This is a genomic window from Massilia sp. Masssp94, assembly GCF_059491305.1.
In genome coordinates this window covers 1,967,467-1,991,227 of the sequence record NZ_CP168501.1, presented here as the reverse complement: position 1 = coordinate 1,991,227, position 23,761 = coordinate 1,967,467, and the positions used below count along the sequence as shown (strand labels likewise).

At 64.3% G+C, this 23,761-nt stretch carries 17 protein-coding genes, 1 tRNA gene, 3 rRNA genes and 1 riboswitch; of the genes, 7 read left to right on the top strand and 14 right to left on the bottom strand.

Annotated elements, in window-relative coordinates:
- The first annotated feature begins 108 nt into the window (after positions 1 to 108).
- From ACEN9G_RS08715 to ACEN9G_RS08695, 5 genes are all read left to right on the top strand, one after another.
- Positions 109 to 2,986 (top strand): 23S ribosomal RNA (locus ACEN9G_RS08715).
- Positions 2,987 to 3,111: 125 nt separating this feature from the next.
- Positions 3,112 to 3,224 (top strand): 5S ribosomal RNA (rrf, locus tag ACEN9G_RS08710).
- A 191-nt stretch (positions 3,225 to 3,415) separates the two neighbouring features.
- Positions 3,416 to 4,594, top strand: a complete 1,179-nt coding sequence (locus ACEN9G_RS08705) for a helix-turn-helix domain-containing protein (RefSeq protein WP_495605537.1) — start codon at positions 3,416 to 3,418, stop codon at positions 4,592 to 4,594.
- A 100-nt stretch (positions 4,595 to 4,694) separates the two neighbouring features.
- Complete coding sequence (locus ACEN9G_RS08700) at positions 4,695 to 6,737, top strand: beta-galactosidase (RefSeq protein ID WP_413341976.1); 2,043 nt, start codon at positions 4,695 to 4,697, stop codon at positions 6,735 to 6,737.
- A gap of 26 nt (positions 6,738 to 6,763) precedes the next feature.
- The gene (locus ACEN9G_RS08695; protein WP_483126576.1) at positions 6,764 to 7,987 is read left to right on the top strand and encodes a glycoside hydrolase family 5 protein; all 1,224 of its coding nucleotides are present in this window, start codon (positions 6,764 to 6,766) and stop codon (positions 7,985 to 7,987) included.
- 3 nt (positions 7,988 to 7,990) lie between these two features.
- On the opposite strand, the gene ACEN9G_RS08690 is transcribed toward ACEN9G_RS08695, so the two are convergent.
- From ACEN9G_RS08690 to cobT, 14 genes are all read right to left on the bottom strand, one after another.
- Positions 7,991 to 8,392, bottom strand: a complete 402-nt coding sequence (locus ACEN9G_RS08690) for a DUF2061 domain-containing protein (protein ID WP_413341973.1) — start codon at positions 8,390 to 8,392, stop codon at positions 7,991 to 7,993.
- A gap of 174 nt (positions 8,393 to 8,566) precedes the next feature.
- A complete protein-coding gene (locus tag ACEN9G_RS08685; RefSeq protein WP_413341971.1) occupies positions 8,567 to 10,024 on the bottom strand; it encodes a cobyric acid synthase in 1,458 nt (485 codons plus the stop codon).
- On the bottom strand, positions 10,021 to 10,899 hold the full coding sequence (locus ACEN9G_RS08680; RefSeq protein ID WP_413341969.1) for a cobalamin-binding protein: 879 nt from the start codon (positions 10,897 to 10,899) through the stop codon (positions 10,021 to 10,023). The genes ACEN9G_RS08685 and ACEN9G_RS08680 overlap by 4 nt, the downstream gene beginning before the upstream one ends.
- Positions 10,896 to 11,897, bottom strand: a complete 1,002-nt coding sequence (gene cobD / locus ACEN9G_RS08675) for a threonine-phosphate decarboxylase CobD (RefSeq protein WP_483126575.1) — start codon at positions 11,895 to 11,897, stop codon at positions 10,896 to 10,898. Before cobD ends, ACEN9G_RS08680 begins: the two co-directional genes overlap by 4 nt.
- Complete coding sequence (locus ACEN9G_RS08670; RefSeq protein WP_483126574.1) at positions 11,890 to 12,831, bottom strand: CobD/CbiB family cobalamin biosynthesis protein; 942 nt, start codon at positions 12,829 to 12,831, stop codon at positions 11,890 to 11,892. The genes cobD and ACEN9G_RS08670 overlap by 8 nt, the downstream gene beginning before the upstream one ends.
- Positions 12,825 to 13,385, bottom strand: a complete 561-nt coding sequence (gene cobU / locus ACEN9G_RS08665) for a bifunctional adenosylcobinamide kinase/adenosylcobinamide-phosphate guanylyltransferase (RefSeq protein WP_413344179.1) — start codon at positions 13,383 to 13,385, stop codon at positions 12,825 to 12,827. The genes ACEN9G_RS08670 and cobU overlap by 7 nt, the downstream gene beginning before the upstream one ends.
- Positions 13,382 to 14,680 carry a cobyrinic acid a,c-diamide synthase CobB gene (locus ACEN9G_RS08660; RefSeq protein WP_413344177.1) on the bottom strand — a complete coding sequence of 433 codons (1,299 nt, stop codon included), beginning with the start codon at positions 14,678 to 14,680 and terminating at the stop codon, positions 13,382 to 13,384. Before ACEN9G_RS08660 ends, cobU begins: the two co-directional genes overlap by 4 nt.
- Positions 14,680 to 15,306 carry a cob(I)yrinic acid a,c-diamide adenosyltransferase gene (cobO, locus tag ACEN9G_RS08655; protein ID WP_413344175.1) on the bottom strand — a complete coding sequence of 209 codons (627 nt, stop codon included), beginning with the start codon at positions 15,304 to 15,306 and terminating at the stop codon, positions 14,680 to 14,682. Before cobO ends, ACEN9G_RS08660 begins: the two co-directional genes overlap by 1 nt.
- Entirely contained in the window at positions 15,299 to 16,078 is a 780-nt protein-coding gene (locus tag ACEN9G_RS08650; protein WP_413344173.1) for an ABC transporter ATP-binding protein, read from the bottom strand. Before ACEN9G_RS08650 ends, cobO begins: the two co-directional genes overlap by 8 nt.
- Positions 16,075 to 17,097 (bottom strand): FecCD family ABC transporter permease, encoded by a 1,023-nt coding sequence (locus ACEN9G_RS08645; protein ID WP_483126573.1) that lies wholly within the window; start codon positions 17,095 to 17,097, stop codon positions 16,075 to 16,077. Before ACEN9G_RS08645 ends, ACEN9G_RS08650 begins: the two co-directional genes overlap by 4 nt.
- Positions 17,098 to 17,130: 33 nt before the next feature.
- On the bottom strand, positions 17,131 to 18,975 hold the full coding sequence (locus ACEN9G_RS08640) for a TonB-dependent receptor domain-containing protein (protein WP_413343753.1): 1,845 nt from the start codon (positions 18,973 to 18,975) through the stop codon (positions 17,131 to 17,133).
- A 62-nt stretch (positions 18,976 to 19,037) separates the two neighbouring features.
- Positions 19,038 to 19,271: riboswitch (cobalamin riboswitch) on the bottom strand.
- Positions 19,266 to 19,793 carry an alpha-ribazole phosphatase family protein gene (cobC, locus tag ACEN9G_RS08635; RefSeq protein ID WP_413343751.1) on the bottom strand — a complete coding sequence of 176 codons (528 nt, stop codon included), beginning with the start codon at positions 19,791 to 19,793 and terminating at the stop codon, positions 19,266 to 19,268. Its footprint overlaps the riboswitch before it by 6 nt.
- Positions 19,790 to 20,572: an adenosylcobinamide-GDP ribazoletransferase gene (locus ACEN9G_RS08630; RefSeq protein WP_413343749.1), complete on the bottom strand. Its 783-nt coding sequence runs from the start codon at positions 20,570 to 20,572 to the stop codon at positions 19,790 to 19,792. The genes cobC and ACEN9G_RS08630 overlap by 4 nt, the downstream gene beginning before the upstream one ends.
- Entirely contained in the window at positions 20,572 to 21,597 is a 1,026-nt protein-coding gene (cobT, locus tag ACEN9G_RS08625) for a nicotinate-nucleotide--dimethylbenzimidazole phosphoribosyltransferase (protein WP_413343747.1), read from the bottom strand. Before cobT ends, ACEN9G_RS08630 begins: the two co-directional genes overlap by 1 nt.
- 469 nt (positions 21,598 to 22,066) lie before the next feature.
- On the opposite strand from cobT, the gene ACEN9G_RS08620 reads away from it, so the two are divergent.
- Positions 22,067 to 23,594 (top strand): 16S ribosomal RNA (locus ACEN9G_RS08620).
- Between the two features lie 81 nt (positions 23,595 to 23,675).
- Positions 23,676 to 23,752: transfer RNA gene (locus ACEN9G_RS08615), tRNA-Ile, on the top strand.
- Positions 23,753 to 23,761: the final 9 nt, after the last annotated feature.

The window sequence follows — 23,761 nt, the reverse complement described above, 5'->3', positions numbered from 1 at the left end:
TCAGATGCACACTTAGGGTAGAAAATCTGTATGTATCAACAAACATAGTAAGCTGAACTCTTGTCGATATGACGTTCCCTGATACTCATGCAGGGGCCAACGTTATAGGGACAAGTGAATAAGTGCACATGGTGGATGCCTTGGCGATTACAGGCGATGAAGGACGTAGTAGCTTGCGATAAGCTGCGGGGAGTGAGCAAACACACTTTGATCCGCAGATTTCCGAATGGGGAAACCCGGCCTTTTAGGTCATTGCATACTGAATACATAGGTATGCAAAGCGAACGCGGCGAACTGAAACATCTAAGTAGCTGCAGGAAAAGAAATCAACCGAGATTCCCAAAGTAGTGGCGAGCGAAATGGGATGAGCCTTGTACGTGATAGTCGATCGAATAGTGGAACAGCCTGGAAATGCTGGCCATAGAGGGTGATAGCCCCTTACACGAAATTCGAACGGTGGTACTAAGCGTACGACAAGTAGGGCGGGACACGAGAAATCCTGTCTGAAGATGGGGGGACCATCCTCCAAGGCTAAATACTCGTAATCGACCGATAGTGAACCAGTACCGTGAGGGAAAGGCGAAAAGAACCCCGGGAGGGGAGTGAAATAGATCCTGAAACCGTGTGCATACAAACAGTCGGAGCCTCTTCGTGGGGTGACGGCGTACCTTTTGTATAATGGGTCAGCGACTTACATTCAGTGGCGAGGTTAACCGAATAGGGGAGCCGTAGAGAAATCGAGTCCGAACAGGGCGACAGTCGCTGGGTGTAGACCCGAAACCAGGTGATCTACCCATGGCCAGGATGAAGGTGCGGTAACACGCCCTGGAGGTCCGAACCCACTAATGTTGAAAAATTAGGGGATGAGCTGTGGGTAGGGGTGAAAGGCTAAACAAACCTGGAAATAGCTGGTTCTCTCCGAAAACTATTTAGGTAGTGCCTCAAGTATCACCATCGGGGGTAGAGCACTGTTATGGCTAGGGGGTCATTGCGACTTACCAAACCATTGCAAACTCCGAATACCGATGAGTGCGAGCTTGGGAGACAGACGTCGGGTGCTAACGTCCGGCGTCAAGAGGGAAACAACCCAGACCGCCAGCTAAGGTCCCAAAGATTGGCTAAGTGGAAAACGAAGTGGGAAGGCTAAAACAGTCAGGATGTTGGCTTAGAAGCAGCCATCATTTAAAGAAAGCGTAATAGCTCACTGATCGAGTCGTCCTGCGCGGAAGATGTAACGGGGCTAAGCCAGTCACCGAAGCTGCGGATATGTGCTTGCACATATGGTAGGAGAGCGTTCCGTAAGCCTGAGAAGGTGTCTTGTAAAGGATGCTGGAGGTATCGGAAGTGCGAATGCTGACATGAGTAGCGATAAAGAGGGTGAAAAGCCCTCTCGCCGAAAGCCCAAGGTTTCCTGTTCAACGTTCATCGGAGCAGGGTGAGTCGGCCCCTAAGGCGAGGCAGAGATGCGTAGCTGATGGGAAGCAGGTTAATATTCCTGCACCGTCGTATGATGCGATGGGGGGACGGATCGCGGAAGGTTGTCCAACTGTTGGAATAGTTGGTTCTTGACTCATAGAAGGCGCTTAGGCAAATCCGGGCGCGTAATTCAAGGGGTCGAGACGTGTGTCCTTGTGACACGAAGCAATCGGAAGTGGTTCCAAGAAAAGCCTCTAAGCTTCAGTCATACGAGACCGTACCGCAAACCGACACAGGTGGGCGAGATGAGTATTCTAAGGCGCTTGAGAGAACTCGGGAGAAGGAACTCGGCAAATTGGTACCGTAACTTCGGGATAAGGTACGCCCCGGTAGCTTGAATGGTTTTACTCCATGAGGGTGAAAGGGTTGCAATAAACTGGTGGCTGCGACTGTTTAATAAAAACACAGCACTCTGCAAACACGAAAGTGGACGTATAGGGTGTGACGCCTGCCCGGTGCTGGAAGATTAAATGATGGGGTGCAAGCTCTTGATTGAAGTCCCAGTAAACGGCGGCCGTAACTATAACGGTCCTAAGGTAGCGAAATTCCTTGTCGGGTAAGTTCCGACCTGCACGAATGGCGTAACGATGGCCACACTGTCTCCTCCCGAGACTCAGCGAAGTTGAAATGTTTGTGATGATGCAATCTACCCGCGGCTAGACGGAAAGACCCCATGAACCTTTACTGTAGCTTTGCATTGGACTTTGAACCAATCTGTGTAGGATAGGTGGGAGGCTTTGAAGCGGGGACGCCAGTTCTCGTGGAGCCAACCTTGAAATACCACCCTGGTTCGTTTGAGGTTCTAACCTTGGCCCGTAATCCGGGTCGGGGACAGTGCATGGTAGGCAGTTTGACTGGGGCGGTCTCCTCCTAAAGTGTAACGGAGGAGTTCGAAGGTACGCTAGGTACGGTCGGACATCGTGCTAATAGTGCAATGGCATAAGCGTGCTTAACTGCGAGACCGACAAGTCGAGCAGGTACGAAAGTAGGACATAGTGATCCGGTGGTTCTGTATGGAAGGGCCATCGCTCAACGGATAAAAGGTACTCTGGGGATAACAGGCTGATTCCTCCCAAGAGTTCATATCGACGGGGGAGTTTGGCACCTCGATGTCGGCTCATCACATCCTGGGGCTGTAGCCGGTCCCAAGGGTATGGCTGTTCGCCATTTAAAGTGGTACGTGAGCTGGGTTTAAAACGTCGTGAGACAGTTTGGTCCCTATCTGCCGTGGGCGTTGGAAATTTGAAGGGGGCTGCTCCTAGTACGAGAGGACCGGAGTGGACGAACCTCTGGTGTACCGGTTGTCACGCCAGTGGCATTGCCGGGTAGCTAAGTTCGGAAGAGATAACCGCTGAAAGCATCTAAGCGGGAAACTCGCCTTGAGATGAGATTTCCCGGAGCCTTGAGCTCCTTGAAGGGTCGTTCGAGACCAGGACGTTGATAGGTCAGGTGTGGAAGTGCAGTAATGCATTAAGCTAACTGATACTAATTGCCCGTACGGCTTGTCCCTATAACCTTGGCAGTCATGCCAGTGCAAGGGTTCAGCTGTTTGTTGAGACAACAGATTACGAAAACTGCTTCTTCCGGATTCAGAGTGACGCATGCACTATGCAAGCGGCACTCGTACAAGTTATGCCTGATGACCATAGCAAGTCTGTACCACCCCTTCCCATCCCGAACAGGACCGTGAAAAGACTCTGCGCCGATGATAGTGCTGCAACCAGTGTGAAAGTAGGTTATCGTCAGGCTAGTTATATGCAGAAGCCCGTTCAGTTGATACTGAGCGGGCTTTTTTGCATTTCAGCTGTCCACAATGGATATCAAATTCAGCCTCGCAAACGAAAATTTTCGCATCGTCATAGAAAAAACTGCAGCGTTGATACGATATTGAAGCCTGGTGGCGTTAAGCTTCCTTGACGAGACACCCGATGTAGCCAAGATGCAAAATTTCTATAAAAAAGCGCTTTATGCGCTCCTTTTGTTGCTGGTCGCGGACGCTTTGATCGCCTGCCTGTGCGTGTACCAAAGTTACCCATCCGCCGCGCTGATGCCGCCGGGAGGCGGGGGCCTGTACTGGCGCCCGGTCACGAAGACGGACGCGCCGGAGGGCGGTACCTCGACCATACGCGTCATCGAGACCGCCCAGCGATCGCTTCGTTTCGACTTCCGGCTCACGCGGGCGACGACGTATCCGTTCGTCTCGGCCGACATGTTGTTCGAGGACGGCGAGGGCAATGCCGTGCCGGTGGATTTGTCGAGATTCGACACCATCACGTTCACGGCCAAATGCAATCCGATGAATGCCCTCATATTCGCCCTGCCGACATTCGACGCGGCCATCTCGAAGCCGGGCGACTACCTGACCTACCCGTCGCCGCTCACGTTTTTCTCCTGCAATGAGCGGGGTACGCCCGTATCGCTGGACCTGACGCGGCTGACCATTCCCCAGTGGTGGTACGACAGGATGCATCTCGACCTGTCGCACCAGTCTTATCAACTGAACCAGGTGGCGAAATTCGTCTTCGGTGTCAGCCAGCAGACCCCGCGCGACCGCGACAGCCGCGTGGAAATCAGTCATGTGACGTTGCATGGTCGCGATTATCGCTATCTCGTCGCGCTGGCGATCGTCCTCGTGGGCAGTTGGTGCGCGTTCGCGTTCTGGTTTTTCCGGGCCCATGCGCGCGAACTGGCGGCCAGCCTGGACAGCAAGCTCAGGAAGGATTTGCCGCTCGTCGCCTATCGGCAGCTGACGCTCGAACCGTTCAAGGACAAGGAAAAAGCGGCCGTCCTGCGTTTCATCGCGACGAATTACACGAATCCCGACCTGGACCTGGACCGCGTCGTCGCGGGAACGGGCGCCAACCGCAACAAGGTCAATGAAGTACTGAAGGCGGAACTCGGCATGACGTTCACGGCCTACCTGAAAAAACTGCGGCTGACGGAATCGGCCCGGCTGCTCACCGAGGCGCCCGCCGTGACCGTGGCCGAGGTCGCCTACTCCGTCGGTTACGCCAACGTCTCGTATTTCAACAAGCTGTTCAAGGAAGAATACGGCTGCACGCCCAAGGTTTTCAAGAGCGTGGCGAGCGCCGCGCAGCAGGAGCAGCACGACTCATAACAAATCCTGCATTTTTTGCTAAATCTTCCGCATTGGCGTTAGCGAGGCGCCGCCGGGCACCTTTATTCTTTTGTGGTCGAGAAACCTTCAAAGATCCAAAATGAAACTCATTGCAAAGATCGCCTTCGCTCTGGCCACGCTGGCCGGGCCTGCCTCGCTCCCGCTCGCCGCCCCCGTGGGCTGGCCCGGCCCGGGACAACTGTTCGTCGGGACGTGCTACCAGCCCGTCGACCGCACACCCGACCAGATCCAGCGCGACATCGCCCTGATGAAGAAGGCCGGGTTCAACGTCGTCCGGATGGGCGACCTGTCCTGGGATTACTTCGAACCCGAAGACGGCAAGTTCAAATTCGAGGAATTCGACCGCATCGTCGACGCGATGCAGGCGAACGGCATCAAGGTGATCGTGGATATTCCCGGCACGCCTGCGCCCCTGTGGCTGCATCGCAAATACCCCGGCGTGAACCTCGTGAATGCACAGGGCGCGACCGTGCAACCGGCCGAGCGCTACATGCTCGACATCAGCGACCCGGATTACCGCCGTCACGCCGTCCGTCTGGCCGAGAAGCTGACGCAGCGCTACGGCAAGCATCCGGCCGTGATCGCGATCGGCTTCGACAACGAGATCGGCAACACGTTCATGTCGTATTCGAAGGCCGACCGGACCCGCTTCGTCGCCTGGCTCAAACGAAAATACGGTACGCTGGATGCGCTGAACCAGGCGTGGGCGACCCAGCGCTGGTCGCGCCACCTGTCGTCGTGGGACGAAGTGGAACTGCCGTATGCGGACGGTCCCGGCCCGGCCGAGCGCAACCTCGACCTGCGCCGCTTCTGGTCCGACAACACGATCGCCGTGCTGAAGGACCTCGAAGCCGTCCGCGTGAAGTATGCGCCGGACAAGCCGGCGATCTCGAACCTGTGGGACAGCGCCGGGCGCAAGGGCTTCGACTATCTGTCGACGTATCGCCAGTACGCGCATTACGGTGCGATGGGCTTTTATCCGGGCGAGCCGGTCGGGTCCGGCTTTGAAGCATTGATGATGAAGGCTGGCCTGGACACGCCCATCTGGTTCAACGAGTTCACGGCGGGCGGCGGCGGCTACTACGGGACCAAAGGGCGCTCGCGGATGTGGGCTCACTTCGGCCTGCTGCTCGGCGCCCAATCCGTGATGGCGTGGACCTACAATTCCCACCTCGGCGGCGAGGAACAGATGATAATGGGTCTTCTCGATCATGACAGCAAGCCGTCGTGGAAGCTGTGGGAATTCGGCACGATCGCGCGCGAGTTCAAGACGCTGCAGGCGCTGGGCTTCCCGCGCCACACGGAACCGCAGGTCGCGTTCGCGTACTCGTTCGACAGCCGTAATGCCTCCACGCCGCCGGGTCCGTCGAACACGATGCGCCAGTACTTCACGATCCCGTACATGGACCAGCTCCACAATGCGTTCGCGCCCGTCTTCAACGACAACATCGACACGGCCGTCATCCACGTGGGCCATGACGACCTGCGGCGCTACAAGATGGTCGTGGTGGCGGCCGACCTCGTGATGGACAAGGCGAGTGCCGACGCGCTGCGCCGCTACGTCCAGGACGGCGGCACGGTCGTGATGACGGCGTTCTCGGCGAAGGTCAGCGAGACGGGCCAGGTGTTCGACACGCCGTTGCCGGGCCGCCTCAGCGACGTGTTCGGCCTGCGCACCAGCGAGTACTACAACGCCGACGCGCCGCTCGACGTCGGCTTCGACGGCAAGACCGTGAAGACGACGACGAAGTTCTACGAAGTGCTGGAGCCGTCCACCGCGAAGGTCGTCGCGCGCCTGACGAACGTGCCGGATGCGCCGCCCGCGATCACCGAAAACCGCTACGGCAAAGGCAGGGCGATCTACGTCGCCACGGCCGCGCAGCGCCCCGTCATGCAGGCGTTGTACCGCAGCCTGTACGGCGAACTTGGCATCAAGCCAGGCCCCGCGACACCGGAAGGCGTCTATGCCCGCGAGGTCGATGGCCGCACGCTGTACGTCAACACGACGACGCAACCGCAGGACGTGAAGTTCGACGGTACTGCCACCGGCGTGCTCGGTGGCCGCGCGTGGGACGGCACGCTGCGGCTCGAGCCCTTCGGCGCGGAGCTGCTGCGCAAATAAGCGCCGACCATGTTCGGGAAGACGGAATGAATCGTTTCATGAAGAAGATCGGTCTTGCCTGCGCCGCGCTGCTGGTGCTGGGGTTGGCGCTCGCCGCGCTGCGCGCCCGGACACCTGCGCCGGTACCGGTACACTACCCCAGCTACAATTCGAACCCGCTGCCCGCCGACATGTCGGGCATGCGCGACGACGCGGTGCAGATGGCGGGCAGGATGCGCCTGGGCTGGAACGTCGGGAATACGATGGAAGCCATCGGCGGCGAGACCAACTGGGGCAATCCGCTCGTCAGCAACAGCCTGATCCGGCTGGTCAGGCAGAGCGGCTTCGATGCCATCCGCCTCCCCGTGGCGTGGGACCAGTATGCCGACCCGAGGACGGGCAAGATCAGCGACACCTGGCTGGCCCGTGTGAAGCAGGTGGTGCAGTACTGCGTCGACAACGACATGGTCGTGCTGGTGAACATCCACTGGGACGGCGGCTGGCTCCAGGAGAACTTCACGGCCGACAGGCAGGCCGCCGTCAACGCGAAACAGAAGGCGTACTGGGAACAGATCGCCACGCTGCTGCGCGACTTCGATGGCCGCGTGCTCTTCGCCAGCGCCAACGAACCGGACGTCAAGGACGCCGGCCAGATGGCCATCCTGGCGTCGTACCACCAGACCTTCGTCGATGCCGTGCGCTCGACCGGCGGCCGCAACGCCTACCGCGTGCTGGTGGTCCAGGGGCCAGGCACCGACATCGAGAAGACCAACAAGCTGATGACGGCCATGCCGACCGATACCGTCCCCGGCCGCCTGATGGCGGAAGTCCACTTCTATACCCCGTTCAACTTCGCCCTCATGACGAAGGACGAAGCGTGGGGCAAGCAAGCCTATTACTGGGGCGCGGCGTATCACTCCAGGACCGACACCGCCCACAATGCGACCGCGGGCGAGGAGGCACTGGTCGACGACCTGTTCGGCCGCATGAAAGCGCAGTTCGTGGACAAGGGCATCCCCGTCCTCCTCGGCGAATTCGGCGCGATCCGCCGCTCGCAACTGACGGGCGACGATCTCAAGCGGCACCTCGCCAGCCGCGCCTACTATCACAAGTACGTCGTCAAGACCGCCCTGAAGAACGGCATGATCCCGTTTTACTGGGACACGGGCGATCTCGGTCGGAACAGCTTCGGCCTGTTCGACCGGCAGAACGGTACGGTCTTCGACCGGCAGACGCTCGACGCGCTGCGCGAGGGTGCGTCCGGGGAGTGATTGTCAAGTCGGGGACGTACTGACGCCGCGGCCGATCGCGTTGTCCCACAACCGGTCGTGCAGCGGCATCAGGATCACGTTGCAGACCGGTTCGAGCAGCGCCGCCATGCCGCCGAAGGCCACCGACCCGGTGGCCAGGTACAGGACGCCGAACGCCACGCCACCGTGCATCGTGGCCTGGCTGATCTTTTCGAGGCTGGCCAGCAGGTAGCGGCGCCGCCCGCTGGCCGCATGCACGCGGCGCGCCCACGCCCGTTCGTGGAACGGCAGCAGCAGCACGTTCAGCACGGGTTCGACCAGCACGGCGAGTCCGCCGAGCGCGATCGACCCCGTGAACGCATAGGCGATCGCGAAACCGATCGCCATGTGCGTGATGACCTGACTGCCTTTGCGTGCCGCTGCCATGAGATACTCCTTTATCGTCCAGCTCGCTCAAATGATATCGACTCTCATTTGAGCGGGCCAATCGGATGATGTAAAGCCGGCGATAGGATGGCTTTATCGACCATCGAAGAGACCCCGTGACGGACCTGTCGCTCGGCCTGCAGATTTACCCGATGTCGGCGCCGGGCACGGCGGCTAGGCGAGCGCCAGCAGCCGGTCGAGGAGCGGCGCCGCCGCATCCGCGATCCGGTCCAGGCTCGCCTCCCGCAGCGCGGCCGTGTCGACGACATGCGCGCTGTGCAGCCCCGCCCAGCGCAGCAGCGCCGCGCACGCATCGGCATGGTCGAACAGCCCGTGCAGATAGGTGCCCAGCACCTGGCCGTCGTCCGAGCACGCACCTTCCGGGCGGCCGTCGATCTCGAACGCGGGCCGCGCCAACGCGTCGCCCGTCGACACGCCCATGTGGATCTCGTAGCCGGTAACCGCCGCCTCCAGCGCATCGGGCGCGAACACGCAGCGGCCCGTCACCTGCGCGAGGCGCTTCTGGCGCGTCAGCGTCGTGCCCAGGCCCAGCAGGCCGAGGCCTTTCGAGTGGCCGGCCGCGCCTTCCACGCCGTGCGGATCGTCGACGCAGGATCCCAGCATCTGGAAGCCGCCGCAGATGCCGATCACCCTGCCGCCATAGCGCAGGTGGCGGCGGATGCGCTCCGGCCAGCCCTGCGCGTGCAGCCAGGCCAGGTCGCCGCGCGTGTTCTTGCTGCCGGGGAGGATGATGAGGTCCGCGTCCGGCACCGGCTCGCCTTCGCGCACGAAGCGCAGGTCGACGTCGGGATGGACGCGCAGCGCATCGAAATCCGTGTGGTTGCTCATGCGCGGATAGCTGGGCACGACCACGCGGAACGCGCCGGTCCCGGGCGCCACGGCCTGCACGGCGTCTTCCGCATCGAGATACAGCCCGTGCAGATAAGGCAGCACGGCCAGCACCGGCTTGCCCGTCTGTTCTTCCAGCCAGTCCAGGCCCGGCTCGAGCAGCTTGATGTCGCCGCGGAAGCGGTTGATGACGAAGCCCTTGATGCGCGCGCGTTCGCTGTCCGACAGGCAGGCCAGCGTGCCGACGATGTGGGCGAACACGCCGCCGCGGTCGATGTCCGCGACGAGGATCACCGGGCAGTCGACCGCCTCTGCGAACCCCATGTTGGCGATGTCGCGGTCGCGCAGGTTGATCTCGGCCGGGCTGCCGGCGCCTTCCACGATCACGGCGTCGTATTGCGCACGCAGCCGCGCATGCGATTCCAGCACGGCCTGCATCGCCACCGTCTTGTACTGGTGGTAGTCGCGCGCATTCATCTCGGCGCGCACGCGGCCGTGGATGACGACTTGCGCACCCGTGTCGCTCGATGGTTTCAGCAGCACCGGGTTCATGTCCGTGTGCGGTTCGAGTCCCGCGGCGACGGCCTGCAGCGCCTGTGCGCGGCCGATCTCGCCGCCGTCGCTCGTGACGGCGCTGTTCAGGGCCATGTTCTGCGGCTTGAACGGCGCCACGCGCACGCCGCGCCGCACCAGCAGCCGGCACAGCGCGGCGACGAGCGTGCTCTTGCCGGCGTCCGACGTCGTGCCTTGCACCATCAGGGTTGGATACGGGAAGCGGGTCATTTCGGGCGATGGCTGCGCGCCAGTTCGAGCTTTTCGCACAGCTGCGCGGCACCGGCGATCATGCGCGGGCCGGAGCGGTTGAGCAGGTTGCCGTCGATGGTGAACAGGTTGTTGTTGCGGACGGCGGTGAGTGTCCCGTAGGGCTTCCAGAGGCTCACGCCGCCGTAGTTCTTTTCCGCGGTGGCGAAGATCGCTTCCGGATTCTCCTGCAGCACGGCTTCGATCGACACGACGGGCGCCGTCACGGGCAGCTTGTCGAAGATGTTCTCGCCGCCGCACAGGCGCAGCGCGTCGCTGACGATGTGGCGGCCGTTCAGCGTGTACAGCGGCTTGTCCCACACCTGGTAAAAACTGCGCACGACGGGGCGCTTCGCATACCGGGCGCGCAGGTCGGCGATCCTGCCGCGCAGGCTTGCTGCCGCAGGGCCGGCGACGGCGTCGGTGCCCATCAGCTGGCCGAGCTTCTGCACGTTGTCCGCGATGTCTTCCAGCTTCTGCGGCTCGCTGTGGAACATCGGGATGCCGAGCTTCTGCACCATTTCGATCTGGCGCTCGGAACTGCCGTGGCGCCAGACGACGACCAGGTCGGGTTTCAAGGCCATGATGCGTTCCAGGTCGACTTCGCGGTTCGAGCCGATCTGCTGGATCTTCTTCGCTTCCTCGGGAAAGTCGCTGTACGAGACGACGCCCACGACATGGCTGCCGCCGCCCGCCGCGAACAGCAGCTCGGTGACGTGCGGCGCCAGCGAGATCACGCGCTGGGCCGGTTTCGCGACGGTGACGGTGGCGCCGGCGTCGTCCCTGACGCTGACGGCGGCCTGCGCCTGCAGGCTGGCCGCGCACAGGAGCGCGGCTGCGATGATCGATCGTTTCATGTGTCGTTCCATTCCCGGAGTGCTTGTTCGATGCGCCGCCATGCGGATTCGTTCCCCGGCAGGCCGACGCGGATGCCGCGCGCCGCGCCCGGGAACAGCCGTACCCAGATCGCGCGCCGCGCCATGTGTTCATGAAAAGCCTCGGCGCGCGGCTCCGCCCACCAATGGAACAGCGGGGTGCCGTGGGCGTCGATGCCGTAGTGTGCAAGCAGCGCGTGCATGCGCGCGCCGTCGCGTGCGAGGCGCGTTTGCGTGGCCTGTTGCCAGCCGTGGTCGCGCAAGGCCGCGATCGCGATCTCCTGCGCCGGGCCGCTGACGGCCCATGGCCCGAGCAGGTCGTCCAGCGCCGTCAGCAGGGTCGTATCCGCACCGACGAAGCCGAGCCGTAGTCCGGCCAGGCCGAAGAATTTGCCGACCGAGCGCAGCACAATCAGACCCAAGGGGCCGGGCCGGCCGGCGTGAGCGGCCACGCTGAGCGCCCGAGCCGTGTCCGCGAACGCCTCGTCCACGACGAGCCAGCCGCCGCGCGCCGCGAGCCGTTCCGCCCAGTGCAGCAGGCGTGCCGGCGCCACCGTCGCGCCGGTCGGATTGTTCGGGTTGATGACGACGACCACGTCGCTGCCGTCCACCGCGTCGTCGAGCGCGTCGTACGCCACCTGATGCATGACGTGGCCATGACGGCCCCAGTGATGCGCGTGTTCCGCATACGAGGGCGCGGACACCGTCACGCGCGCCGGCCCGGCCAGTTCGGCGCGCAGGCGCGGCAAGGCCTGGATCGCGGCCTGCGTGCCGGCCACCGGCAGCAGGTGCGGTGCGCCGTAGTACGCGCATGCGGCGCGCAGGAGCTCCGGATCCCGTTCCGGCAGGCGGTGCCACGCATCCGGCGTCGGCGCGGGCGCAGGATAGCCGTGCGGATTGATGCCGGTGGAGAGGTCGATCCAGTCCGTGCCGCCGTAGCGTTGTTGCGCCGCGCGCAGGTTGCCGCCGTGTTCAAGCATGGATCGCTCCATCCAATACGAATAGCGCGGCGCCGGCCACGACGACCCATAGCAGCGTGGTACGCCACACGAGGCGCCAGGCACGCAGGATGTCGTGCGCGCACGCGTCCGGACCGGTGCCGAGCGGGGGCCGCTGTTCCGTCACGCCGTCGTACACGGCCGCGCCACCAAGCTGCACGCCCAGCGCGCCGGCGCCGCTGGCCATCACGGGGCCCGCGTTCGGGCTGCTCCACGCGGGCGCTTGCGTGCGCCAGCAGCGCCACGCGCGCAGCCGTCCCCGCTCCGCCAGCAGCACGTACGACAGGGCAGTCAGGCGCGCCGGCACATAGTTCAGCGCATCGTCGATGCGCGCGGCCACGCGGCCGAACAGGTTGAAGCGCGCATTGCGGTAGCCCCACATGGCATCCAGCGTGTTCGCGAGACGGAACAGCACGACGCCGGCGCCGCCGCCGACGAGGAACCAGAACAGCGTGCCGAACACGGCGTCGTTGCCGTTTTCGAGCAGCGATTCGGCGCCGGCCTTGGCGAGGTCGGATTCGCCGGCCTGCTCCGTGTCGCGGCTGACGATGCGCGACGTCAGGCCGCGCGCCGCATCGAGGTCGCCGCGCACGAGCGCCGCATGGATCGGCAACGTATGGTCGCGCAGGCTGCGCAGGCCGATGCCCAGGTACAGCAGTACGGCATGGCCGGCCGCGCCGGCGTACGCGCACGCGAGCCACGCCAGCGCGCATAACGGCAGCACGGCGAGCATCCACGCGAGCAGGCCGCGTGCGATGCGCGAGCGCCCCCCGTTGAGCCGGCGTTCCAGCGCGGACGCCAGCCGGCCGAAGCCGACGAGCGGATGCCAGCGCCGCGCCTCGCCCAGCAACAGGTCGAGCAGAACGCCGGCGACGAGCGCCAGCGCAAGCGTCGTGGGCGCCAGTCCGCTCAGCATGGCGCGCCCTTCAGCACGAGCGGCAGGCCGGCCGCGACGAACAGCACGCGGTCACAGCGCGCCGCGACGTCCTGGTTCAGGCGGCCCGCTTCGTCCACGAACGCGCGCGAGACGGCGCCGTAGGGCACGATGCCCATGCCGGTTTCGTTCGATACGAAGACGACGTCGCCGGCGGGTGTCGCGTCCAGCCAGTCGAGCAGCGCGGCGCGTTCGTCAACGAACAGCGGCGGCAGGTCGATGGGGCCGACCTCGGGAAATTCCTGCCGCGTGGAGAACATCAGGTTCGTGAGCCACAACGTCAGGCAGTCGACGAGCACGATGCGCTCCGGCGCACACAGGATTCGCAACGTGGCCGCGAGCGCCGTCGGCTCTTCCACTGTTTTCCACTCCGCCGGCCGGCGCGCGCGATGATGGTCGATCCGCGCCGACATCTCCGTATCGCCCGCATACGACGTCGCGACATACACGACGTCCTTGCCGGACTCGCGCGCGAGCCGCTCGGCCAGTCCGCTCTTGCCGGACCGCGCGCCGCCGAGGAGAAGGGTGCGGCTCATTCCAGCTCTCCCTGCAACAGGCTCGCGACGGCGGCCGGGTTGGAGGCAAAGAACGCGTGGAAGTACGACGCCGTCAGCGACCCGACGCGGTAGACGGCCTCGCCCTGCGTGCCGGACGGATGCTTGACCGTCCACGCGGCTGGCGCAAGCGGCGTCTCCAGGCGCGAATAGTGGAAGGTGTGGCCGCGCATCTGCCCGGCGTTCGTCGCGAGTCCCTGCGATCCCAGTCCGGCCAAACGCGGCTGCATCAGCACGCGGCCCGGCAGCAGGCCGGCCATCGGCCAGTCGCGGCCCTCCTTGTCTACGAGCGACTCGGCCAGCACCATCATGCCGCCGCATTCCGCGAGGATAGTCAGGCCGGCCGCATGCGCCGCGCGGATCGATTCGCGCCAGCGCCCGGCCTGCGCCAGCGCTTCGCCGTGCAGTTCCGGGTAGCCACCCGGCAGGTAGACGGCGTCGGCATCCTCGGGCACCGGTTCGTCCGCCAGCGGCGAGAACCACGTGACGCGCGCGCCCAGCGCTTCCAGCGTGTCGACGTTGGCCGGGTACAGGAAGCAGAACGCGGCGTCGCGCGCGATCGCCACCGTGAGCCCGGACAGCAGCGGCGCGACCGGTTCTTCCGGCAAGGCTTCGTCCGGGAGCTGCGGCGCCAGCGCATTCCACTGCGCCTCGTCCAGCTGCAACTGGTCGGCCAGTTCGTCGAGGATGGCGTCGATGTCGGCGACTTCGCCCGGCACGACGAGGCCGAGATGGCGTTCCGGCAGCCGGCGCGCCTGCTTCGGCAGGGTCGCGAGCAGCGGGATGTCGCGCAGCGACGCCGCGACCATGCGTGCATGACCTTCGCTCGCGACGCGGTTGGCGACGACGCCGGCCATCCGCACGGGCCCGTAGTCGCGCAGGCCCATGACGACCGCGCCGGCCGTCTGCGCCATTGCCGACGCATCGATCACGGCCAGCACGGGCAGATCGAATGCGCGCGCGAGGTCGGCGGCGGACGGATCGCCGTCGTACAGGCCCATCACGCCTTCCACCAATACGACGTCCGCGTCGCGCGCGGCGCGCGCCAGGCGCCGGCGGCTCTGCTCCAGCCCGACCATCCACAGGTCGAGCGTGTGGACCTTCGCGCGGCTCGCGTGTTCGAGGACCATCGGGTCGATGAAGTCGGGCCCGCATTTGAAGACGTGCACGCGCTGGCCCATGCGGCGCAGGCGCCGCGCGAGCGCGGCCGTGACCGTCGTCTTGCCCTGGCCGGACGCGATGGCCGCGACCAGCAGCATGCGGGCGCCGGAGGCCATCACCACTCCGTCCCGGCCTGCGCCGCGATGCCCGCCTTGAAGGCGTGCTTGACGACGTTCATTTCGGTCACGGTGTCCGCGATGGCGATGAGTTCCGGCGGCGCGGCGCGGCCCGTCACGACGACGTGCTGCATCTCCGGGCGGTCGAGCAGGTCGGCGATCACCGTGTGCACGTCCAGGTAGCGATACTTCAGCGCGATGTTCAATTCGTCCAGCACGACGAGGCCGCAGGCGGGATCGGCCAGGAAGCGGCGCGCCTGCTCCCAGGCTTCCTCGGCCTTGGCGATGTCGCGCTCGCGGTTCTGCGTCTCCCACGTATAGCCTTCGCCCATCGCGTGGAAGCTGACGTCGTCGGGGAAGCGGCGCAGGAACATCTCTTCGCCGGTGGACATCGCGCCCTTGATGAACTGGACGACGCCGACCTTCATGCCGTGGCCCAGCGCGCGCGCGACCATGCCGAACGCGCTCGAGCTCTTGCCCTTGCCGTTGCCGGTGTTGACGATGATGATGCCGATCTTCTTGTCGGCCGCGGCGATCTTGGCGTCGATGACGGCCTTCTTGCGCTCCATGCGCGCGCGGTGGCGCTCGTTCAGTTCCGCGGTTTGTTCAGGGGTCATTTCAGTCATGAGGGGCCTCCAGGGGAATGAAAATACGACGGCCCTTGTTCTCGATTGCGTCGATCGGGTGGCCGAGAAAGCTGCTCAGCAGCGGTGCCTGCAGTGCGTCGTCGACGGTGCCGGCATGCCAGCGGCCGTCGCCCATCAGCAGCAGGGCGTGGGTGGAAATACTGTGTGCCAGGTTCAGGTCGTGGCCGATCATCACGATGGTCTTGCCGCTTTGCCGGCACAGGCGCGACAGCAGCGACATCGTGCGCACCTGGTGCGCCAGGTCGAGCGCGTTCGCCGGCTCGTCCAGTAGCAGCAGCGGCGTGTCCTGCGCGAGCAGCGCGGCAATGGCCACGCGCTGGCGCTCGCCGCCGGACAGCGTGCGCACGTCGCGCGTGGCGAGGTGGTCGACTTCCATCGCCACGAGCGCGTTCACGGCCGCGTGGTGGTCGTCGCTCTGTTCCCAGTAATGGTTGGCGTGGTAAGGATGGCGCGCGGACAGCACGGTTTCCATCACGCTGTACGCGAACGCGTCGCTGCGCGACTGCGGCAGGTACGCGCGTTCATGTGCCAGCGCTTCCAGCGGCCAGGCGGACAGCGGACGGTCGTGCAGCGCGACGGTGCCGGCATCGGGCGCGCGCAGGCCGGCCACGGTGCGCAGCAGGGTGCTCTTGCCGGCGCCGTTGCGGCCGATGATGGACCAGCATTCGCCGGCGCGCACGACCCAGTCCAGGCCGTGCACGAGTACGCGATCGCCGGCGCGCAATTCCAGTTGTCGGGTCGCGATCGTCATTTGTGCATGCGGTGCAGTTGATACAGGAAGACGGGCGCGCCGATCAGCGCCGTGATGGCGCCGACTGGCAGCTGGGTCGGTGCGACGACCGTGCGCGCGACCGTATCGCACAGCACGAGCAGGCTGCCGCCGCCCAGCACGGCGGCCGGGATGAGCACGCGGTGGTCCGGGCCGAACGCGAAGCGGCACGCGTGCGGCACGATCAGACCGACGAAACCGATGGCGCCGGCGCTCGTCACCGCGCTCGCCGTCAGCACGGCCGATACGAAAAACAGGCCCTTGCGCACGGCGCCCACGCGCACACCCAGCGTGGCGGCGGCTTCCGCGTGCAGCGCGAGCATGTTCATCGCCCGCGCGTTGCGCAGCGCGTACACGAGCGCCGCGGCCAGCACGATCCAGGGCAGGATGCGCAGCGGCGCGCCGGCCAGGTCGCCGATCATCCAGAACACCATGCTGCGCAGGCGCCCTTCCGGCGCGATCGACAGCATCAGCGTGACGAGCGCCATGCTGGCCGCCTGCATGATCGTGCCCGTCAGCAGCAGCATCGACGTGCCGCCTTCCACCGCAACCCCGCTACGCATGTCGCGCCGCGCGAGCAGGTAGAGCAGCAGGGCGATCGTCACCGCGCCGGCCATCGCCGCGCCGTCCACGGTGGCCGCCGCGCACATCATCAGGAGCGCGAACAGCGCGCCGACCGACGCGCCGGCCGAGATGCCGAGCACGTACGGGTCGGCGAGCGGATTGCGCAGCAGCGCCTGCATCATGACGCCGGCCAGCGCGAGCGCGCCGCCGGTGACGAAGGCCATCAGCGCGCGGCCGGCGCGCAGCTCGACGAGCGACGCGGCCAGCGATTCCGGCCGGCCGCGCAGCACCTGCGCCACCGCGTCCGGCAGCTCGGCCGGCGCGACCGCAATCGATCCGCTCATGCCCGCGACGAGCAGGCTGGCGACCGCCACGCACAGCAGCGTGACGATGATCGGAATGGCGCGCTGGCGCAGGGGCGGTGGTACTGGGTGCATGGCTCGTCGGAACATGGTGGTTAGCGAACTCCCTCAGTGGCTACCATATTGGAAACCCGCGAACCAGGTGCGCCCAGAGGTGCCATAGTTGCGCGCCAGGTCGTAGTGCTTGTCGGCCGCGTTGTCGAGGCGGACCAGCAGCGACCAGTCGCGCGTCATGTGCCAGGTAGTGTACAGGTTCAGCAGGCCGTAGCCGCCGAGGCGGTTGGCGTTGGCGGCATCGTCGAAGCGGCGGCCGGAGGCCTGCAGCTCGACGCCGGTTTCCACGGCACCCACGGTGTAGTCGGCCGCGACGCTGGCGTGGCGGCGCGCGCGCCGGGCCAGCTGCTTGCCGGTCGTCTCGTCGCGCGGATCCTGCAGGTCGGCGCTGGCGCGCAGGTCCAGGTTGCCGATGCGGGTGACGGCCGCCAGCGTCAGGCCTTCCAGCAGGGCGTGGTCGACGTTGTACGCGCAGCTGCCGTTCGGACGGTCCGGGCACGGCGTGACGGACACGATCATGTCGGTCAGCCGGTTGCGGTAGTAGTTCGCCTGCAGGTCGACGCCGGCCACGCGGTACTGCACGCCCACTTCCGCATTGCGGCCCCGTTCCGGCTTGTTCGACGTCAGGCCATAGCCCGGGTAGTACAACTCGTTGAACGTGGGGGCGCGGAAGCTCGTGCCGTAGCTCGCCGTGGCGCGCAGGTCCTGCGTGAACTCGTAGCCGTAGCCGAGGGCGCCCGTCGTCTTGCCGCCGTATTCGGAATGGTCGTTGCGCGCGCTGACGTCCAGCAGGTGGCTGCCGCGGCGCAGGTCGTACGAGGCCGCGAGGGAATTCGTGATGCGCGTGCGGTTGATGTCCTTGATGGCGCTGGACAGGACTTGTTCCTTGCGGTGGCCGGCCAGCACCTGCAGCGTGTCGCCGGCGATGTCGAACGTGTTCTGCCACGTGAACTCGTCCTGGCGCGTGTTCAGCTGCGTGGTGCCGGACGGCGTCGTGCTCGTGAAGCTGCCCAGTTTATCTTCCGAGCGCGCCGCCTGGACGCTGCTGCGCCAGTTCGGGAGGAAGCGGTCGTTCAGGAAGACGCTGTAGCTGTCGAGTTCCTGGATGTTGTGGGTGTCGAAGGCTGACTTGCCGCTGTCGTATTGCGCGCTCAGGCGGCTCTGCATGAATTGCGCGCCGATCTCGTGACCCTCGGCCAGGCGCAGTGCGAGTCGTGCGTTGACGCTGTTGCGCGTGTAGCCGTCATCGTCCGCGTTGTAGCTCGACGAGCCGGGACGCGTGGACGAGAAGCCGTCCGATTCTTCGTGCGCGCCGGAGAGGGCATACGTCACGCCGTGCGCACCGCCCGTCGAGCCGTGTACGCTGGCGTCGTACTGGTTGGTGCCGTAGGTGCCGCCGCCCGCGCTGGCGCTGAACATCGGCGCGCCTTCGCTCTTCTTCGTGAAGATCTGCACGACGCCGCCGATGGCATCCGCGCCGTACAGGGAGCTCAGGGGGCCGTAGACGATCTCGATGTGGTCGATGGCCGACAGCGGGATCGCATTCCACGACGCCGCGCCCGTGGTCGCGGAGCCGATGCGTACGCCGTCGACGAGGACGACGACCTGGTTGCTGTTGGCGCCGCGCAGGAACACGGTGGTGTTGGTACCGGCGCCGCCATTGCGCGAGATTTCGATGCCGCGCTGGCGGCGCAGCACGTCGGCGACGGAGCCGGCGCCCGCGCGGGCGATGTCGTCGCTGGAGATGACGACGGTGTCGGGGATGACGTCTTCGGCGCGCTGCGGCGTGCGATTCGCGGTGACGATGACGGTGTCGGGAATGGGATCGGCGTGGGCCGATGCGGCGGCAGCGAATGCGAGCGAAAGCGCGGCTGCCTGCCGGAAAACAGGAAAGGACATGACGTTTTTATTGTGATGGACAACCGGCCGACGTCCCCGTCAGCCAGGTGAACAGAAGCGCAGGGCGCTTCCACCTTTTGGCCGGTATCCGGGCTGGCGAGTATGGCCGTCCGACCTTCCCATGCGGATGCACAGTGGTATGTGGGGACGGTTGCCGCGCACGCGTGAGAGCGTGCCGGCACTTGCTTACCGTTGCGGGGGCAGCACACGTTGGCGCCTGTCTGAAGAGCGCTTCGTGTTTCCCGTTTAACTGCGCCCCAGAGAGGAGCGCGAGCACCAAAACCCCGACATTATACGCCCAGCACGACCAGCTGGCCGTAGCCGATGCGATGCGGCGTCTGCGCCGCGTTCAGTGCCGCCTGTTCCAGCGGCACGCCGCCATGCAGCGCCGCCAGCAGGCGGATCGTGCCGGCGTGGCAGACGATGAGCGCGGACGGCCCACGCAGATCGGCGACGAATGCCTGCACGCGACGCGCCACGTCGAGCACGTTTTCCGCGCCGCCGGGGCGGTAGTGGAGCAGGTCGGCGGACCAGGCGTCGACGTCGGCGCGCGGGATGTCCGACCATGGGCGCAACTCCCACGCGCCGAAATCCATCTCGGCCAGGCGCGCGTCGAGCGTCACGCGGCCCGGCGCCAGCCGCTCGGCCAGCAAGGCGCAGCGTCGCAATGGGCTTGCGTAGACGGGCAGGTCGCGCGGCAGGGCGAGCCCGGATTGCACGCGTGCGAGTTCCGTTTCGGTGACCGGCACGTCGCTGGCGCCGTAGCACAGGCCGGGCGCAACGTCCGGTTGCGGATGGCGGACCAGGTACAGCGTCATGCGTTCCAGGCGCCGTGGCCCAGCGTGGCCAGCACGGCGACATGGATGAGCGCTTCGGCCAGCTGCTGGACGGCGCCGAGGCAGTCGCCCGTGTAGCCGCCGAGGCGGCGCACGAATAAACGGCCCAGCCATAGCGCGGCGAGTGCCGCTGCGATGATCGCGGCCAGCATGGCGGCCGGCGTCATCGCTTTCGTGGCCAGAACGTACGCGGCCGGCAGCGTGCAGGTGATCGTCGCGATCGCGAATTCGGCCGTCGTCATTTGCTGCGCCAGCGGCTTGGCCTTGCCTTCGCCGCGCACGTAGTCCAGCTTCCAGATCAGCGCCGTGGCGGCAAGGCGCGAGAGCGGATGCGCGACGAACAACGCGGCCACGGCCACGTGCGGCGGCAGCATCGCCAGCGCGGACAGCTTGGTCGCCAGCATGCACACGATGCCAATCGCGCCGTACGCGCCGACGCGCGAATCCTTCATGATCTCCAGCGCCCGTTCCTTCGTCATGCCGCCACCGAGGCCGTCGCACGTGTCGGCGAAGCCGTCTTCGTGGAATGCGCCCGTGATATAGATCGACGCCGCGGTCGACAGCACGGCCGCCACGGGCGCGGGCAGCACGAGCGCGGCCGCGTAATAGACGCCGGCCGCAACCGCCGCGACGACGACGCCGACGAGCGGGAAGTAGCGCGACGCATGCTGCAGCCACGCGGCCTCGAAGCCGACCCAGCCCGGGATCGGCAGCCGCGTGAAGAACTGCAGCGCGATGAAGAACAGGCGGACTTGATGCATCAGGCGGATTTTTCGCTGACGCTGGCCGACTCGAAGGTCGCCATCTCGTTCAGGAAGTTCGCGGCCGCGTGCAGCAGCGGCAGGGCGAGCGCGGCGCCCGTGCCTTCGCCGAGGCGCAGGTTCAGGTGCAGCAGCGGCTCGGCGCCGAGCGCGTCCAGCATGCGGCGGTGGCCAGATTCGTCCGAACAGTGCGCGAACACGCAGTAATCCAGGATCGCGGGTTCGATGCGCGCCGCGACGAGCAGGGCACTCGTGACGATGAAGCCGTCGATCAGCAGGACCTTGCGCAGCGCGGCCGCCTTCAGCATGGCGCCGGCCATCATCGCAATCTCGAAGCCGCCGAACGTGGCCAGCACGGCGCGGGGATCGTCGACGCCGGCATGGCGCTCGGCCGCCGCTTCGATCACGCGCTGCTTGCGCAGCACGCCGTCCGGCGACAGGCCGGTGCCGGCGCCGACGCAGTCCGCGACGGGAATCCCCGTCAGCTTGTGCATCAGCGCGGCGGCCGCCGTCGTATTCCCGATACCCATCTCGCCGAAGCCGACCACGTTGCCGGGCAGGTCGGCCGCGAGGGCCGCGCCATGTTCCAGCGCGGTGGCGCATTGCGCCGGCGTCATCGCCGGTTCGACCGCGAAGTTGCGCGTGCCGTTTGCCACCTTGCGGTCGACGAGGCCGGGGCGTGCGCCGAAATCGTGATTGACGCCCGCATCCACGACGTGCAGGGCTATACCGTTCTGGCGCGCGAACACGTTGATGGCGGCGCCCTGGGCGAGGAAGTTCTCGACCATCTGCCACGTGACGTCCTGCGGGTAGACGGAGATGCCTTCCGCGACGACGCCATGGTCGCCCGCGAACACGAGAATGGCCGGCTGCCGGATCGTCGGCGCGACCGTATTCTGGATCAGGCCGAGGCGGCCGGCCAGCCGTTCGAGGGCGCCGAGGCTGCCGAGCGGCTTCGTCTTGTTATTGATGGCGGCGGTGAGGGCGGCGGACAGATCGGGATTCGTCGTGGGGGCGATGCGCATGGGGACTCCATGGGGGGATGAAGCCGGCAAAGATAGCACAGAAGCAACTCGAAAATTCTTACGGTAAGCCCCTTGCATACCTCCGATCTGGTTTGCTATAGTTCGCCTCCTGCTTCGGCAGTGCAAGAAAAGTTCAGCGAAATCAAACAGTTGAGCTAGGTGGTTTGACAACGCCGCTTGCGCTGACGAAAAAGATGAGTTGACGAGTTAAACGAAACACTGCATAATCTCGTTCCTCTGCTGCTGACGAACAAAACGATTCGCAAACGCAGCAAGGCAGTACCGAATACAGCTCTTTAACAATCAACAGTCGATAAGTGTGGGCGTTTGATGAAGTGCCAGCATCCTTCGGGGTGCTGAATGCTTAAATTATCAAATGTTCACACAAAAGAAATACGTTGCTCAGCAATGAGTGACGGTCAGTATTTTGAGTGAGCGACATGCTACGAAAGTAGCAAAAACAGAGATTAAACTGAAGAGTTTGATCCTGGCTCAGATTGAACGCTGGCGGCATGCTTTACACATGCAAGTCGAACGGCAGCGCGGGGCAACCTGGCGGCGAGTGGCGAACGGGTGAGTAATATATCGGAACGTACCCAAGAGTGGGGGATAACGTAGCGAAAGTTACGCTAATACCGCATACGATCCAAGGATGAAAGTGGGGGACCTTCGGGCCTCATGCTCCTGGAGCGGCCGATATCTGATTAGCTAGTTGGTGAGGTAAAGGCTCACCAAGGCGACGATCAGTAGCTGGTCTGAGAGGACGACCAGCCACACTGGGACTGAGACACGGCCCAGACTCCTACGGGAGGCAGCAGTGGGGAATTTTGGACAATGGGCGCAAGCCTGATCCAGCAATGCCGCGTGAGTGAAGAAGGCCTTCGGGTTGTAAAGCTCTTTTGTCAGGGAAGAAACGGTTCAGGCTAATATCCTGGGCTAATGACGGTACCTGAAGAATAAGCACCGGCTAACTACGTGCCAGCAGCCGCGGTAATACGTAGGGTGCAAGCGTTAATCGGAATTACTGGGCGTAAAGCGTGCGCAGGCGGTTTTGTAAGTCTGTCGTGAAAGCCCCGGGCTTAACCTGGGAATTGCGATGGAGACTGCAAGGCTTGAATCTGGCAGAGGGGGTAGAATTCCACGTGTAGCAGTGAAATGCGTAGAGATGTGGAGGAACACCGATGGCGAAGGCAGCCCCCTGGGTCAAGATTGACGCTCATGCACGAAAGCGTGGGGAGCAAACAGGATTAGATACCCTGGTAGTCCACGCCCTAAACGATGTCTACTAGTTGTCGGGTCTTAATTGACTTGGTAACGCAGCTAACGCGTGAAGTAGACCGCCTGGGGAGTACGGTCGCAAGATTAAAACTCAAAGGAATTGACGGGGACCCGCACAAGCGGTGGATGATGTGGATTAATTCGATGCAACGCGAAAAACCTTACCTACCCTTGACATGTCAGGAACCCTCGAGAGATTGAGGGGTGCCCGAAAGGGAGCCTGAACACAGGTGCTGCATGGCTGTCGTCAGCTCGTGTCGTGAGATGTTGGGTTAAGTCCCGCAACGAGCGCAACCCTTGTCATTAGTTGCTACGAAAGGGCACTCTAATGAGACTGCCGGTGACAAACCGGAGGAAGGTGGGGATGACGTCAAGTCCTCATGGCCCTTATGGGTAGGGCTTCACACGTCATACAATGGTACATACAGAGGGCCGCCAACCCGCGAGGGGGAGCTAATCCCAGAAAGTGTATCGTAGTCCGGATCGCAGTCTGCAACTCGACTGCGTGAAGTTGGAATCGCTAGTAATCGCGGATCAGCATGCCGCGGTGAATACGTTCCCGGGTCTTGTACACACCGCCCGTCACACCATGGGAGCGGGTTTTACCAGAAGTAGGTAGCTTAACCGCAAGGAGGGCGCTTACCACGGTAGGATTCGTGACTGGGGTGAAGTCGTAACAAGGTAGCCGTATCGGAAGGTGCGGCTGGATCACCTCCTTTCTAGAGTGGCACGGGAGCTTACGCTCCATCATCAAGCGCCCACGCTTATCGGCTGTTCAAAGTTAAACGAGAAGAGTTTTCGGGGCTGTAGCTCAGCTGGTTAGAGCACCGTGTTGATAACGCGGGGGTCGTTGGTTCGAGTCCAACCAGCCCTACCACGTTACACT